Consider the following 14,335-nt stretch of genomic DNA (forward strand, 5'->3'; position numbering starts at 1 on the left):
GATGCAGGAGGCGCCTGAGCCAGGCGACGCGCGATGCCCCGGAGTGGTTCTGCTTCACGGCATCGCGCGGACCTCGGCGTCCCTGACGAAGCTGGAGCGGGCGCTCCGGGCCAGCGGGTTCACGACGCTCAACGTCGACTATTCCAGCCGCAGCAAGCCGATCGCGGCGATCGCAGACGACATTCATCCGGCGATCGCCCGTTTCGCCGAACGTGACGCGCCGCTGCATTTCGTCGCGCATTCGATGGGCGGCCTCGTCGCGCGCGCCTACATCGCACGACACCGCCCGGCCCGGCTTGCCCGCGTCGTGATGCTGGGCACGCCGAACAGCGGCAGCGAGGTCGCTGATCTCCTGCAGGGATTTCTGCCCTACCGCGCATTCTACGGGCCAGCCGGCCTCGAGCTCACCACCACGCCCGCGACCGCGCCGAATGCCTTCCCCGCCATCGGCTATCCGGTCGGTGTGATCGCCGGAAACCGCTTCATCGATCCTGTCGCCGGTCTCTTCGTTCTGCCGAAGCCCAATGACGGACGGGTGTCGGTGCAGAGCACGATGCTTGCCGGCATGACCGACCATGTCGTCGTGAAGGCGTCCCACACCGGGCTGCCGCGTCACGCCGCCGCGATCGCGCAGACGATCGCTTTTCTGCGCAACGGCCATTTTCGGCCGAGGTAACGGGTCACGGCGCCGTCCGCCGTTCCTGTGCATAGCGAACCAGCGCCGCGAAGCGATAGATGCCGTGCACGAACTTGCCGTAGGGCATGGTGATGAACAGCGCAAACACGGCGCCGAGATGCAGCGCCAACAACGGCCCCATGGCCGCGGTCTCGCGCAGGAGCAGAAGCAGCATGCCGGTGAGACCGGTCAGGAACAGCATGGCGATGAAGCCGACATCCATGCCGTAGCTGTTCTCGTCCAGCAGTTCCGGCGCCCTGCGCAATTTCGCGACGTACAGGCCGATCGGCCCGACGATGAGGCCGATGCCGCCGAGCGCGCCGAGCACGACGGGCAGATCCCACCACGGATACGGCGCCTCGCGTCCGAGGAGATAGTGATACAGCGTGGCGACGGACGTCGCGGCAAAGCACAGCAGGAAGCCGTAGAACGTCAGGTGATGATAGAGCTTGCGCCGGTCGGTCGGCTTGTCGTCCTCGTTGTAGCAGCCAACGCCGCCACCATGGAGATAGCGCAGCTCGCCGGCATCGCGGATCGCCTGGAAAATCGAGCCGCCGTCCGCTCTGCCGCCGATCGGCGTGCCGATATCGCGCCAGAAGGCACGCACGCTCATGACAAGTGCAAGGATGGCATAGAGGAATGCAGCGCTGAACAACGCAGCCATCGCGTTGTGCGGCATCAGTTTGTAGAACGCCCCAGGCCCGGTATGGACACCGAACAGCACGCTGCGATCGTTCAGCGCAGCAAAGCCGAAGATAAAGGCGGCCATGCTGAGCGCAGCGACGATGCTGATCACGAGACCATTGCGCGCGAAGGCGCCGGACAACGCCCGCGGCCAGGCGTAGGCCGCATAAGACTCCGCGCGCGCGACCGCGAGCGTCTTCGGGACGTTGACGTCGAATTCGTGCGGCGGCGAGAACTGGCAATCGACGTAGCAGGCGCCACAGGAATGGCAGAGGTTGGCGAGATAATTGAGATCGCCGTCGGAGAAGGCGCGGCGCATCTCCATGGCGGGAAATACCGCGCAAAGACCCTCGCAGTAGCGGCAGGAATTGCAGACCGTCATCAGGCGGTCGGCTTCGTCCAGAATTTGGGTTCCGTGCATGGCTCTACTTCGTCAGGCCTTTGCCCTCGAGCCATTTCTGGATCAGGGCCGCGACCTCGAGGTTGTTCTTGTCCATCATCACCATATGCGAATTGCCCTTGATGCCAGCCTGTGGGAGGTCGACGATGTCGACGTTGCCCCCGGCCGCCTTGATGGCGTCCGCAAAGGCGATGCCGTTGGCGCGGATCTTGGGCCAGCGCGAATCGCGCTCGATATAGTCGCCGTAGATGATGAGGGTCGGAATGTTCTTCAGCACATCCGCCCTCGCGGGATCACCGATGCCGGCCGGCTCGATCGCAATCAGCGCCTTGACCTTGTCAGGCCGGGCTTGCGCGACCTTGAAGCCGAAGCTGCCGGCCTGGCTGTGGAACAGGATCACCGAGGGGCCGACGCGATCGAGCTCGGCGATATAGGCGGCGATGGTCGCATCATCAGTTGTGGTCCAGCGCGGTACGTTCTGCTTGACGAAATTCTGGTAGCCCTCGACCGGAAACTGGTTGCCCGGCAGCACCTTTCGCTTGGCGGGATCGGGATCGTAGGAGTTTGGCCCATCACCGATGCGGAAACGCTCGAACGGATTGGCCGTGGTGAGGAAGACAGGCTCGCTCTTGAAGATATCAGGATATTGCGCCCAGCCTGCGCGCCCGCGCTCCACCGCGTCGGAATTGTAGACCGCCCATCCCTTGCGCAGAAAATAATTCAGCCAGCCTTCGCGTCCGTCAGGCGTGGTTTCGTAGGTGACGCCGGTCAGTCCGCCGCCGTGCCACATCAGCAGCGGATAAGCCCCCTTCTCGTTGGCCGGCAGGAAATACTGCACGTACATCTGCTCGACCTGATACGTGCCATTGGGATCGACGTTGGCCGGCACGCCGCCAGGCGCGAACACGACCTCCTTCACCGGCTTGCCGGAGATTTCGACAAGACGCCCGCCGACATGGAACGACCCCATGTCGCGCAGGGTGATCGGCTCGGCGGCGCGGGCGTGGCCGACGATCAGCAGCGCCGTGATCGAGGCAATGACAATACGCGACATGGTTTCTCCCATCACCTTTCTTCTTGGTCCCTAGTTCTTCGCATGGCGTGCCGCTTCCCGCCCTGCGATCCGCCCGAACACGCTGCCGATGGTCATGCCAATGCCCGCCGCATAACCCTTGCCGAGCACGTTGCCGGCCATGATCTCGCCGGCCGCGAACATGTTGCCTGATGGCTTGCCGTCAGCCATCAGCATCCGCGCTTCCTTGGTCACGCGCGTGCCGAGATAGGTGAAGGTGATGCCGGGCCGCACCGGATAGGCGAGATAGGGCGGCGTCTCGATCCGCCGCGCCCAATGCGTCTTCTGCGGCGTGATGCCCTCCGTGCGGCAGTCGTCCAGGATGGTGTGGTCGAACGTGCCGGGCCTCACCGCGGCGTTGAACTCGGTGATGGTCTTTTCCAGCGCGGCCGGATCGAGCTCGAGCTTGCTGGCAAGCTCCGCGACCGTCTGCCCGGCGATCGGCGGGAACAGCGTCGGCATGAACGAGGTAACGACGGTGGAATCGAAGATGATATAGGCAATCTGATCGGGCTGCGCCGCGACCAGCCGGCCCCAGATCGCATAGCGCTTCGGCCAGATGTCCTCGCCCTCGTCATAGAAGCGCTGGGCGTGCTTGTTGACGACGATGCCGAACACGACCGAGTCATGACGCGTGATGATGCCGCCGTCGAATTTCGGCGCGCGGGCGTCGATCGCCACCGCGTGGCACTGGGTGGGATCGCCGACCTCCTGCACGCCCTTGTCGAGCAGCATTTTCAGGATCGAGCCGCGGTTATAGGGCGTGCCGCGGATCAGGAAGTTGTCAGCCGCCTCGCCCCAATACTGCTTCAGCCATTCGATGTTGGCCTCGAACCCGCCGGCCGCGGCGACCAGCGACGTCGCGCGGATCTCGGTCTCGCCCTTGATCGGCCGCTTGAGGCGGGCGGCCAGGAACATGCCGTCCTCGATCACCAGGTCCGTGACCTCGGCATCGTATTCGACATCGACGCCGAGCCGCTCGGCGGTGAGGTAGAGCGCATTCAGCATCGCGCGGCCGCCGCCGAGAAAGAAGGAGTTGGTGCGGCCGAGGCTCAGCGTGCCGCCGAGCGAGGGCTGCCAGCGCACGCCCTGCTCCACGATCCAGTTCAGGATGTCCTTGGACTCCCGGATCATGTGGCGCGCAAGTTCCTCGTCAGTCTGCCCGCCGGTGACCAGCAGCAGATCCTTCCAGAATTCCTCCTCGGTGTAGGGGCCGGTGAGGATTTCGGTGGCAGCGTCATGGGCGCAGCGCATGTTGCGGGTGTGGCGGGTGTTGCCGCCGCGATAGAATTTTGGCGCGCCTTCAAGCACGAGCACCGAGGCGCCGCCACGACGCGCCGCGATCGCCGCACACAGCGCCGCGTTGCCGCCTCCGATCACCAGCACGTCGTATTTGCTGCTCATGCCGTCTGCCCGATGCGACGAAGTTGGAGACATTCTGCCCGCCGGCGGCCTCGGTCAACCGGTCTGCCATTGCGTACTTTTGTATACAAAGATATACAGAAGCTGCGCAAGCCGCATCTCTGCATGGGCAGGATGCGCTTTTTGCTTCGAGGATGCATGTCGAGACGCCCGGCAAAGGCAGGATCGATCGCGCGCGGCGCGGGCGTCGCGCTGGGCGAAGCGGTGTTCCGCTCACTCTGCGAGGCGCTCCAGGCCGGCAGCTACCGCGCGGGCGATCGCCTGCGCGAGGAGGAAGTGGCGCAGCGGCTGAAGGTCAGTCGCACGCCGGTTCGCGAAGCGCTGGGCCGCCTCGCGGCGCGCGGCTTCGTCGAGCCCGCCGGCGGCCGCGGCCTGATCGTCCGCAACCTCGATATCTCCGAGGTGCTCGAGCTCTACGCCATGCGCGAGATCATGGAAGGCGCCGCCGCGCGCCTCGCCGCCGAGCACGCCTCGGCGACCGAAATCGACGCGCTCCGGGACATCGAGCAGACCTTCGTCGAGGCGTCCGCGACCGACGCGATCGAGATGGCGCGGCTCAACCGCGCCTTCCACGAGGCGATCTGCCGCGCCGCGCGCAACCGCTATCTCGACAACGCCTCCCGCGAACTGCAGGACTGGATCGCCCTGCTCGGCCCGACCACCTTCACGGTGACGGGACGCCCCACGACCAGCCACGGCGAGCACCAGGCCATCATCGACGCCATCGCCGCACGCGACGGCGACAGGGCCGAACAGCTGGCGCGCGCACACATCCGCGAGGCGCTGCGCTGCCGGCTCAAATTGTTGCAGAAGCAGTAGAGCGCTGCGCTCACGCCAGCACATCCGCGGCGACCGCCTTCGAGACATCCCGGACGTCGGCGGGCTTGAGCCGCACCTGCAAGCCGCGCTGGCCGCCATTGAGATAGACGTAGTCATGCGCGAGCGCGCTCTGCTCGATCACCGTGCGCACGGGCTTGCGCTGCCCGAACGGGCTGATGCCGCCGACCTTGAAGCCAGTGACGCGCTCCGCCTCCAGCGGCTTCATCATCTGCGCCGACTTTCCGCTCACGGCGGCGGCGAGCTTCTTCATCGAGACCTCCTGGTCGGACGGAACGATCACGCAGACCGGCTTGCCGTCGACGAGCGCCATCAGCGTCTTCAACACGCGCGCCGGATTCTCACCGAGGGCCGACGCCGCCTGGAGCCCGATGCTCTCCGCATCGGGATCATAGTCGTAAGCGTGGACGGTGAAGGCTACATCGGCGGCCGCGAGCGCGCGTGTGGCGGGAGTGACTTTGGACATGGGTCACATTTACCACCGTCATTGCTGGGAGCGAAGCGACGAGTACGGCGCAAACTCTCCCCGGGTCGTCCTGGCGAAAGCCAGGACCCATTACCCCAGGGAGCGGTTTGGCGAAGACTTGTCGTTGGGTATTGCCACCGTCCGCGCTCGATAGATTCCGCGGTATGGGTCCTGGCTTTCGCCAGGACGACATCGGAGTGTTTGGCGGATATCGCGCCGCCCAACGAGCGCCGCCCTTACTCCGCAGCGTCGCGCATCTCCACGCGTTCGGCTCTGGCCGCGCAGAACTTGAATTCCGGGATCTTGCCGAACGGATCGAGCGCCGGGTTGGTCAGGAGGTTCGCCGCCGCCTCCGCGTAGCAGAATGGCATGAACACCATGTTCTCCGGAACGTCGCGGTCGGAGCGGACCTTGACCTCGACGGCGCCGCGGCGGGTCTCCAGGCGAATGAAATCGCCAGGCGCGAGCTGCTTCTTGTGCATGTCCTTCGGGCTCATGAAGGCGACCGCCTCCGGCTCGATCTGGTCGAGCACCTGGGCGCGGCGGGTCATCGAGCCGGTGTGCCAATGCTCCAGCACACGGCCGGTCGAGAGCACCATCGGATATTCGGCGTCGGGCAATTCATCCGGCGGGATGACCTTCGCCGGCACGATCTTGCCGCGGCCGCTCGCGGTCGGGAAGCCCGTGGTGAAGATGATTTCGTTGCCCGGCTTGTTCGGATCGTCCGCCGGATAGGTGACGGCACCTTCGCGCACCAGCCGTTCCCAGCTGATGTTCTTGAGCGACGGCATGAGCTCTGCCATCTCGGTGTAGACATCGCCGGCGCCGGCATAATTCCACGGCAGGCCCATGCGCTTGCCGATCTCCTGGATGATCCAGAGATCCTGCCGCGCATCGCCCGGCGGCTTGATCACCTGTCGCGCGAGCTGCACGCGGCGGTCGGTGTTGGTGAAGGAGCCCTCCTTCTCGGCGAAGGCCGAGGCCGGCAGGATGACGTCGGCGTGGAACGCGGTCTCGGTGACGAAGAGATCCTGCACCACGAGATGGTCGAGCATGGCGAGCGCGTGGCGTGCGTGCTGGAGATCGGGGTCCGACATCGCGGGGTTTTCGCCCTCGATATACATGCCCTTGATCTCGCCGGCATGGATCGCGTTCATGATCTCGACCACCGTGAGGCCGCGCACGGGATCGAGATCCTGCTGCCACAGCTTCTCGAAGGCCCCGCGCAAGTCGTCGCGGCCGACCGGCTGGTAATCCGGCAGGAACATCGGGATCAGGCCGGCATCGGAGGCGCCCTGCACGTTGTTCTGGCCGCGCAGCGGATGCAGGCCGGTGCCGGGGCGGCCGACCTGGCCGGTGATCAGCGCGAGCGCGATCAGGCAGCGCGCATTGTCGGTGCCGTGGACGTGCTGGCTGATGCCCATGCCCCAGAAGATGATCGACGATTTTGCCCGCGCATAGGTGCGTGCAACCTCGCGCAGCGTTTGCGCCGGGACGCCGCAGATCGCCTCCATCTTCTCCGGCGTGAATTCCTTGATCTTCTCCTTGAGGTCCTCAAAACCCTCGGTGTAGCCGGCGATGTACTGGTCGTCGGTCAGGCCTTCAGTGATGATCGTGTTGATCATCGCGTTCAGCATGGCGACGTCGGAGCCGGGCTTGAACTGCAGATGCTTGGTCGCATGGCGCGACAGCGTCTGCCGGCGCGGGTCCATCACGAACAGCTTGGCGCCGTTCTGCTTGACCGCGTTCTTGATGAAGGTCGCGGCGACCGGATGGTTCACGGTCGGGTTGGCGCCGATCACGATGATGACCTCGGCGTCCATCGCCGCGGAGAACGGCGCCGACACGGCGCCCGAGCTGAGACCTTCGAACAGCGCCGCCACCGACGAGGCGTGGCACAGCCGGGTGCAGTGGTCGACATTGTTGGAGCCGAAACCGGTGCGCACCAGCTTCTGGAACAGATAGGCCTCTTCGTTCGAGCCCTTGGCCGAGCCGAAGCCGGCGAGCGCCTTCGCGCCGTTCGTGTCGCGGATCTTGACGAGCCCCTTGGCGGCGATGTCGAGCGCCTCTTCCCAGCTCGCTTCGCGGAAATGGGTGAAGGGATTGGCCGGATCGACCTGGTCGTTGGCATCCTTCTTCGCATTAGGCAGCCGCACCAGCGGCTTGGTCAGGCGGTGCGGATGGTGGATGTAGTCGAAGCCGAAGCGGCCCTTCACACAGAGACGGTTGTGATTGGCGGGGCCATCACGGCCCTCGGCATAGATCACCTTCTCGTCCTTGACCTCGTAGGTGACCTGACAGCCGACGCCGCAGAACGGGCAGAGCGAATCCACCTTCTTGTCCGCATAAGTCACGCGGGTCTGGTTCTCGTCGAGCATCACGGCCGGCATCAACGCGCCGGTTGGGCAGGCCTGCACGCATTCGCCGCAGGCAACGCAGGTGGACTCGCCCATGGGATCGTCGAAGTCGAACACGATCTTCGAGCCATGGCTGCGGTAGGCCATGCCGATGACGTCGTTGACCTGGACCTCGCGGCAGGCGCGCACGCACAGGCCGCACTGGATGCAGGCATCGAGATTGACGCGCATCGCCGGATGGCTCGCGTCGGTCGCCCAGCGCTCGGCGGCGGGAAAGCGGCTCTCGGTGACGCCGGTGGTCTCGGCCCAGTGCCAGAACTTCGAGTCCGGATCGTGCGAGGTTTCGCGCGCCGGCTGGTCGGCGACGAGCAGCTCCATCACCATCTTCTGCGCGGAAACCGCACGCGCGGACTCGGTCTTCACCTTCATGCCGACCGACGGCGTGCGCTTGCACGAGGCAGCCAGCACGCGCTCGCCCTCGATCTCGACCATGCAGGCGCGGCAATTGCCGTCGGGACGATAGTCGGGCGCCGGCGAGTAGCAGAGATGCGGGATCTCGCGGCCCTGGCGTTTTGCGACTTGCCAGATGGTCTCGCCGGGACTGGCCTCGACCTGCTTACCGTCGAGCTCGAACGTAATCTTCGTCATTCGGCCGCTTCCTTGAACTCGTCAGGGAAATATTTGATCACGGTGGTAAGCGGATTCGATGCCGCCTGTCCGAGCCCGCAGATCGAGGCATCGCGCATCGCCTGGCTCAATTCTTCCAGCAACGCGCGGTTCCAGACCGGCTTCTGCATCAGCAGCGCCGCCTTCTGGGTTCCAACGCGGCACGGCGTGCACTGGCCGCAGCTCTCGTCCTCGAAGAATTTCATCAGGTTCAGGGCCGCTGCTCGCACGCTGTCCTTCTGCGACAGGATCACGATCGCGGCCGAGCCGATGAAGCAGCCGTATTTCTCCAGCGTGCCGAAATCGAGCGGGATGTCGTCCATCGACGCCGGCAGGATGCCGCCGGACGCGCCGCCCGGCAGGTAGGCGTAGAAGGTGTGGCCGTCGGCCATGCCGCCGCAATATTCGTCGATCAGCTCGCGCACGGTGATGCCTGATGGCGCGAGCTTCATGCCGGGATTCTTCACGCGGCCGGAGACCGAGAAGCTACGCAGGCCATGACGTTCGTGGCGGCCGTGGCCCTTCCACCAGTCGGCGCCCTTCTCGACGATGTCGCGCACCCACCACAGCGTCTCGACGTTGTTGATCAGCGTCGGCAGGCCGAACAGGCCGACCTGGAACGGATAAGGCGGCTTGTGCCGGGGCAGGCCGCGCTTGCCCTCGATGCTCTCGAGCAGCGAAGATTCCTCGCCGCAGATATAGGCGCCGGCGCCGCGGCGCATATGCAGCGTCGGGCCGCCCGGCGACAGCTTTGCGATCTCGCGCTCCAGGATCTCGCGTGCGGCCGGATATTCGTCGCGGATGTAGATGTAGACGTCGGACGCCTCAACGATATGCGCACCGATCAGGGTGCCCTCGAGGAAGCGGTGCGGGTCGTTGTTGAGGTAGACGCGGTCCTTGAAGGTGCCCGGCTCGCCCTCGTCGCCGTTGACCGCCATCAGCCGCGGGCCGGGCTCGCCAAGCACCGCGCGCCATTTGCGTCCCGTCGGGAAGCCCGCGCCGCCGAGACCACGCAGGCTGGAATCCTCGAGAAGCCTGAGGATATCGTCCTTGCTGACCGCCCCGGAGCGCAGCCGCTCCAGCAGCTTGTATCCGCCGTCCTTCACATAGGCGTCGTAGTCGACATAAGCAGGAATGTGCGCGTGAACGTCGCCGCGCGCTGCCGTGGCCAGCACCTCGGCGGCCGTAGCCTGATGCACGAAATGATGGCCGACTTCCGCGACCGGGGCCGCGTCGCACAATCCGACACAGGGGGCGCGTACGACGCGAATGCCGGGACCGGCGCTGCGCTGGAGATCCTGCAACAGCTGCCCACCGCCGAGCATCTCACAGGTCAACGAATCGCAGACGCGGATCGTCAGCGGCGCGATATCAGGCTCACCTTCCTTCACGATGTCGAAATGCGCGTAGAAGGTCGCGGTCTCGAACACCTCGGCGAAGGCGAGCTTCATCTCGTCGGCGAGGGCCGCAAGATGCGCCGCCGAGATCTGGTGATATTTGTCCTGGATCAGGTGGAGATATTCGATCAGGAGGTCGCGCCGCCGCGGGCGATCGCCGAGCAGCTGCTCGATCTCGTGTGCGGCGGTGGGATCGACCTGCCGCCCCTTGGGCGTGGCCTTGGCTCGCTTCCGCCCCTCGCCCGGATGTTCGAACGAGCGGACCTCGTGCACGTCATGGCTCATCGATGAGTCTCGTAAACCTTCTTTAAAACACGTCCAAGTCTAGCCGTTGGCATACCAGATGCCAAGAGAATTCATCCATTCCGATAAGCATTTAAGGGGCACGGGGCCAACAAGCCCCACGCCCCTTGCCTCGAACTGTTGGTGGAACCCGACCTCAGGTCTTGTTCATGCACTCCTCGATGTAGAACCAGCGATCGTCGCCGGCGAGGCCCTTGGACTTCACGTCGGCGCGGCAGGCCTTGAGCTTCGGCTTGTTGGCGGACCACTTCGCCTTCATGTCCTTCAGCTTCTGCATGGTGGGCTTGATCTTGCCCGGCTTGGCCTCCGTCGTCGCGGCCGGTGCCGTGGTGGCAGGCGCCGCCGCGGTTTGCGCGGACGCTGCATGAAGGCCGGCGACCAGCAACACGGCCGCAAGGCAAATTCGGGTGCGAAGCATTTAAATCCCCTAAGTACCAGTCTTGATGATGTCTGAAAGGCGAACGCCGCGGGACACCGATGATGAGCATCCCGCGGCTGTCTTGATGGCGATCAGAATATCTTGACCGCGCTCTCCAGCGTCTTCCACACACCCCAGAGCAGGGGAATGCCGACGAAGGCCCAGAACAGCGCCGCCTTGGCGTCAAGCCCGCCAAACCCGATGCCGTAGGAGCCGTGCGGCCCGGCTGCGGCGGCGCTGGCGCTCGCCGCCTGCAACTTGGCGACATCGGCCTCCTTCATGTGCCACTTCGGATCGACCGGCTTGATCAGGTAGTTGCAGATCAGGCCCGCGATCAGCATCGCGCACAGGATGTACATGGTGGTGTTGTAGAGCTGATCGCGCGGCACGCCCGCCGCGAGCTGGAACTCGCGGATGTAGTTGACCACGACGGGGCCGATGATGCCCGCGGTGGACCATGCCGTCAGCAGCCGGCCGTGGATGGCGCCCACGAACTGCGTGCCGAACATGTCGGCGAGATAGGCCGGCACGGTCGCAAAGCCCCCGCCATACATCGACAGGATGATGCCGAAGCCGAGCACGAAGAGCAGCTTCGAGCCCATCGCCGCAAAGGTCGGCGCCAGTGCATAGAGCACGATGCCGAGGATGAAGAAGGTGTAGTAGGTGTTCTTGCGTCCGATCTTGTCCGACAGCGATGCCCAGAAGAAGCGGCCGCCGATGTTGAACAGCGACAGCAATCCGGCGAAGCCCGCGGCGATCGCGGCGATCTGCGCCTTCTGCCCGGCATCGAGCGCGTTGAAGCCGACGTCCGGCAGGCCGATCAGCTTGCCGGCGAAGATCTCCTGCAGCATGGGCGAGGCCATGCCGATCACGCCGATACCCGCCGACACGTTCAGGCAGAGCACCCACCAGATCAGCCAGAACTGCGGCGTCTTGTGTGCGTCATTGAGATGAACGTTGTTCTTCGAGATCATCGCGTTGGCCTTGGACGGCGGGGTCCAGCCTTCGGGCTGCCAGCCGGGCGGCGGCAAGCGATAACGGAACGCGCCGATCATCATGAACACGAAGTAGATGACGCCCATCGCGACGAAGGTCTCCCAGACGCCGACCGAAGTCGGGGTCTTGAAGTAGTTCATCAAGAGGTTCGCCAGCGGCGCGCCGATCATGGCGCCGCCGCCGAAGCCCATGATGGCCATGCCGGTCGCCATGCCGCGGCGGTCGGGGAACCACTTCACCAGCGTCGACACCGGTGAGATATAGCCAAGGCCGAGACCGATGCCGCCGATCACGCCCGAGCCCAGCCACATCAACCAGAGTTGGTGGGTGTAGATGCCGATCGCGCCGAGAAACAGGCCGCCGCACCAGCACAACGCGGCAACGAAGCCGGCCTTGCGCGGACCGACCCGCTCGAGCCAGCCGCCCCAGATCGCGGCCGAAACGCCGAGCAGCACGAAGAACAGCGTGTACATCCAGCCCAGGCTCGCGACTTTCCAGTCGCAGGTGGTGGAGAACAACTCCTGGAACAGCGAGATGTCGGGGCACGCCTTCGGCGCGTTCAACCCGATCGCGCGCGACAGTGGCAGCCAGAACACCGAGAAGCCGTAGGCCATGCCGATGCACAAATGGATGCACAGCGCCGCAGGCGGCACCAGCCAGCGATTGAAGCCGGCGGTCGCAATCGTCCGCTCACGATCAAGAAAGCCAGAGCCAGCGCCCGATATCGTTCCAGCGCTCTCAATAGTAGACATACAGTCCTCCCCTAAGCCGCCCTTCTGAGCAGCCTGCCGCTAAGATCCTGATCCTCAGCCATTCACGGTGCAGCCAGCTGTCCCCGCTGCCCCGCATCATCATCCGGCGCGCGCCAGGATCGGTCACGCACCTCCGAAAAGTTAACCCCTCGAGCGGGGCTCTATGCCCGATACCACGTGCAGGCTTCGTGTTTGGCCCGTTGATCCGCGTATCGCAGACAACACTCAACCTCCGCGCCCGCACGGAGAAAGTCAATTTGGGCAGAAGCCATGATCGATGTCGATAGACAAAAGGTCGGTATCAACGCGGTAACGCGTCAGGAACGCAGCGCACCATTGGTGTTGCCTATCGGACCATTTGCCTTTTCTATCAAGAACACGATGCGCGCGTCGTTGCGCTCGGTGATCTCCACCGTGTCGCCGGTCTCGCGAATCAGATTCGGAATGTCGATCACCGACAGCGGATCGGTGCAGTACACCTCGAGCTGATCGCCCGGCTGCAACGGTTTGAGCGCCTTGCGTGTCTTCAGGGCGGGCAGCGGGCATTTCAGTCCGGTGAGATCGAGCGTGGTTCTGGTCATGGGCGCAACATGGCGGGACCGATCAATGGCGTCAACGCAACCGGTCAGAGCAGATCGGCATAGGACAGGAACCCCACGCCCTGCCCTGGCTCGACACGCGTGATGTCCTCGCCGAGCTCGACGAGGCCGTCGGTCTCGACCAGCGACGACAACAGCCCGGCGCCTTCGCGCGGGAACTTGATTGCCTCCAGCGCGCCATCCTCTCCCCGCCGCAACGAGACACGAACATATTCGCGGCGGCCGATCTTCTTCTTGTAGGTGAACGCCGCGCGCACCGGGATCGGCAACAGCGGCTCCGGCAAACCACCCATCAGCGCCAGCACCGTCGGCCGCACCACATGGACGAAGGTGACGAAGCTCGCGACGGGATTGCCGGGCAGGCCGATCAGCGGCGTGCCGCCGATGATGCCCATTGCCACGGGCCGGCCGGGCTTGATCGCCATCCGCCACAGCACCAGCGAGCCGATGCTCTCGACCGCCGCCTTGACGTGGTCCTCCTCGCCGGTCGAGACGCCGCCGGTGGTGAGGATCAGGTCGTGGCTGCCTGCAACCTGCTTCAAGCCATTCGCGAGGGAAGTCCGCTCGTCACGCAGGATGCCGAGATCGCTGACCTCGCAGCCGAGCCGGCGCAGCATCGCCATCAGCATGAAGCGGTTGGAGTCGAACAGCTGCGAGGCGGCGCGCGGCTCGCCCGGCGACGCCAGCTCGTCACCGGTCGAGAACACCGCAACGCGGATGCGCCTGACGACGTCGACCCGCGTCAGGCCGAACGCCGCGGCGAGCGCGACGTGCTGCGGCAGCAAGCGCTGGCCGGCGCGCAGCGCGACGTGCCCTTGAGGGATGTCCTCGCCCGCGGGCCGGACGTTTGCGCCCGGCTTCAGCCCCGGCGGCAGCACGATCCTGGCGGCGTCATCGGTGCGGACATCCTCCTGCATGAAGACGGTCCCGGCATCCGGCGGCATCGGCGCACCCGTGAAGATGCGCGCGGTGTGGCCGGGCCTGATCGGCGCGTGAGCAAGGCCGCCGGCCTGGATGCGGCCATCGAGCGGCAGCGCCCGTTCCGCGCTGTCCGGGAGATCGGCGTCGCGCACGGCATAGCCGTCGACGGCGGAGTTGGTGAAGGGTGGCAGCGGCAGGGGCGCGGCGATGTCTCGGGCCAGCACGCGCCCGTCCGCATCGACCAGCGCCACGGTTTCGAGATCGGCAATCGCGTTGACGCGCGTCGTGATCAGGCCAACGGCCTCGTCGACCGACATCATCGGTCCGCCAAAGGCAAAGCAATCGTCAGACAGTTGCGCCATGGTGCCT

At 65.2% G+C, this 14,335-nt stretch carries 12 protein-coding genes; 2 read left to right on the plus strand and 10 right to left on the minus strand.

All coding sequences use genetic code 11. The features are described 5' to 3' along the window. Window position 1: 1 nt before the first annotated feature. On the plus strand, window positions 2–676 hold the full coding sequence (locus ACVWW6_RS40770) for an esterase/lipase family protein (protein WP_456682749.1): 675 nt from the start codon (window positions 2–4) through the stop codon (window positions 674–676). A 4-nt stretch (window positions 677–680) separates the two neighbouring features. Here the strand turns inward: ACVWW6_RS40770 and tcuB are convergent, their stop codons facing one another. From tcuB to tcuA, 3 genes are read right to left on the minus strand one after another with little or no spacing between them, the layout of a single operon-like run. Beyond that, complete coding sequence (gene tcuB / locus ACVWW6_RS40775) at window positions 681–1,781, minus strand: tricarballylate utilization 4Fe-4S protein TcuB (protein ID WP_456682750.1); 1,101 nt, start codon at window positions 1,779–1,781, stop codon at window positions 681–683. A gap of 4 nt (window positions 1,782–1,785) precedes the next feature. Next, window positions 1,786–2,814 (minus strand): alpha/beta hydrolase family protein, encoded by a 1,029-nt coding sequence (locus ACVWW6_RS40780; protein ID WP_161536171.1) that lies wholly within the window; start codon window positions 2,812–2,814, stop codon window positions 1,786–1,788. A gap of 30 nt (window positions 2,815–2,844) precedes the next feature. Continuing rightward, window positions 2,845–4,236, minus strand: coding sequence for an FAD-dependent tricarballylate dehydrogenase TcuA (tcuA, locus tag ACVWW6_RS40785; RefSeq protein WP_211434132.1), 1,392 nt, complete (start codon window positions 4,234–4,236; stop codon window positions 2,845–2,847). Between the two features lie 156 nt (window positions 4,237–4,392). Here tcuA and ACVWW6_RS40790 point away from each other — a divergent pair, with 156 nt between their 5' ends. Next, a complete protein-coding gene (locus tag ACVWW6_RS40790; protein WP_038966590.1) occupies window positions 4,393–5,073 on the plus strand; it encodes a GntR family transcriptional regulator in 681 nt (226 codons plus the stop codon). 10 nt (window positions 5,074–5,083) lie between these two features. On the opposite strand, the gene ybaK is transcribed toward ACVWW6_RS40790, so the two are convergent. The 7 genes from ybaK to ACVWW6_RS40825 form a co-directional block, all read right to left on the minus strand. Beyond that, window positions 5,084–5,557, minus strand: a complete 474-nt coding sequence (gene ybaK, locus ACVWW6_RS40795) for a Cys-tRNA(Pro) deacylase (RefSeq protein WP_011085106.1) — start codon at window positions 5,555–5,557, stop codon at window positions 5,084–5,086. A gap of 236 nt (window positions 5,558–5,793) precedes the next feature. Continuing rightward, the gene (fdhF, locus tag ACVWW6_RS40800) at window positions 5,794–8,562 is read right to left on the minus strand and encodes a formate dehydrogenase subunit alpha (protein WP_028174270.1); all 2,769 of its coding nucleotides are present in this window, start codon (window positions 8,560–8,562) and stop codon (window positions 5,794–5,796) included. Continuing rightward, the gene (locus ACVWW6_RS40805; protein ID WP_456682751.1) at window positions 8,559–10,262 is read right to left on the minus strand and encodes an NADH-ubiquinone oxidoreductase-F iron-sulfur binding region domain-containing protein; all 1,704 of its coding nucleotides are present in this window, start codon (window positions 10,260–10,262) and stop codon (window positions 8,559–8,561) included. Before ACVWW6_RS40805 ends, fdhF begins: the two co-directional genes overlap by 4 nt. A 154-nt stretch (window positions 10,263–10,416) precedes the next feature. Beyond that, window positions 10,417–10,698 (minus strand): hypothetical protein, encoded by a 282-nt coding sequence (locus ACVWW6_RS40810; RefSeq protein ID WP_456682752.1) that lies wholly within the window; start codon window positions 10,696–10,698, stop codon window positions 10,417–10,419. 92 nt (window positions 10,699–10,790) lie between these two features. Then, window positions 10,791–12,446 (minus strand): OFA family MFS transporter, encoded by a 1,656-nt coding sequence (locus ACVWW6_RS40815; protein WP_161536175.1) that lies wholly within the window; start codon window positions 12,444–12,446, stop codon window positions 10,791–10,793. Between the two features lie 317 nt (window positions 12,447–12,763). Continuing rightward, entirely contained in the window at window positions 12,764–13,027 is a 264-nt protein-coding gene (locus ACVWW6_RS40820; RefSeq protein WP_028174267.1) for a sulfurtransferase TusA family protein, read from the minus strand. 44 nt (window positions 13,028–13,071) lie between these two features. Then, window positions 13,072–14,328, minus strand: coding sequence for a molybdopterin molybdotransferase MoeA (locus ACVWW6_RS40825; protein WP_028174266.1), 1,257 nt, complete (start codon window positions 14,326–14,328; stop codon window positions 13,072–13,074). Between the last annotated feature and the right edge of the window lie 7 nt (window positions 14,329–14,335).

The organism is Bradyrhizobium sp. USDA 3311 (assembly GCF_054062495.1).

What these genes read in the sequence shown, in the direction of transcription:
- tcuB (WP_456682750.1), bottom strand. Translation starts at nt 1,781, where the DNA reads ATGCACGGAACCCAAATTCTGGACGAAGCCGACCGCCTGATGACGGTC.
- ACVWW6_RS40805 (WP_456682751.1), bottom strand. Translation starts at nt 10,262, where the DNA reads ATGAGCCATGACGTGCACGAGGTCCGCTCGTTCGAACATCCGGGCGAG.
- ACVWW6_RS40810 (WP_456682752.1), bottom strand. Translation starts at nt 10,698, where the DNA reads ATGCTTCGCACCCGAATTTGCCTTGCGGCCGTGTTGCTGGTCGCCGGC.
- tcuA (WP_211434132.1), bottom strand. Translation starts at nt 4,236, where the DNA reads ATGAGCAGCAAATACGACGTGCTGGTGATCGGAGGCGGCAACGCGGCG.
- ACVWW6_RS40770 (WP_456682749.1), top strand. Translation starts at nt 2, where the DNA reads ATGCAGGAGGCGCCTGAGCCAGGCGACGCGCGATGCCCCGGAGTGGTT.
- ACVWW6_RS40780 (WP_161536171.1), bottom strand. Translation starts at nt 2,814, where the DNA reads ATGTCGCGTATTGTCATTGCCTCGATCACGGCGCTGCTGATCGTCGGC.
- ACVWW6_RS40825 (WP_028174266.1), bottom strand. Translation starts at nt 14,328, where the DNA reads ATGGCGCAACTGTCTGACGATTGCTTTGCCTTTGGCGGACCGATGATG.
- fdhF (WP_028174270.1), bottom strand. Translation starts at nt 8,562, where the DNA reads ATGACGAAGATTACGTTCGAGCTCGACGGTAAGCAGGTCGAGGCCAGT.
- ACVWW6_RS40820 (WP_028174267.1), bottom strand. Translation starts at nt 13,027, where the DNA reads ATGACCAGAACCACGCTCGATCTCACCGGACTGAAATGCCCGCTGCCC.
- ACVWW6_RS40790 (WP_038966590.1), top strand. Translation starts at nt 4,393, where the DNA reads ATGTCGAGACGCCCGGCAAAGGCAGGATCGATCGCGCGCGGCGCGGGC.
- ybaK (WP_011085106.1), bottom strand. Translation starts at nt 5,557, where the DNA reads ATGTCCAAAGTCACTCCCGCCACACGCGCGCTCGCGGCCGCCGATGTA.
- ACVWW6_RS40815 (WP_161536175.1), bottom strand. Translation starts at nt 12,446, where the DNA reads ATGTCTACTATTGAGAGCGCTGGAACGATATCGGGCGCTGGCTCTGGC.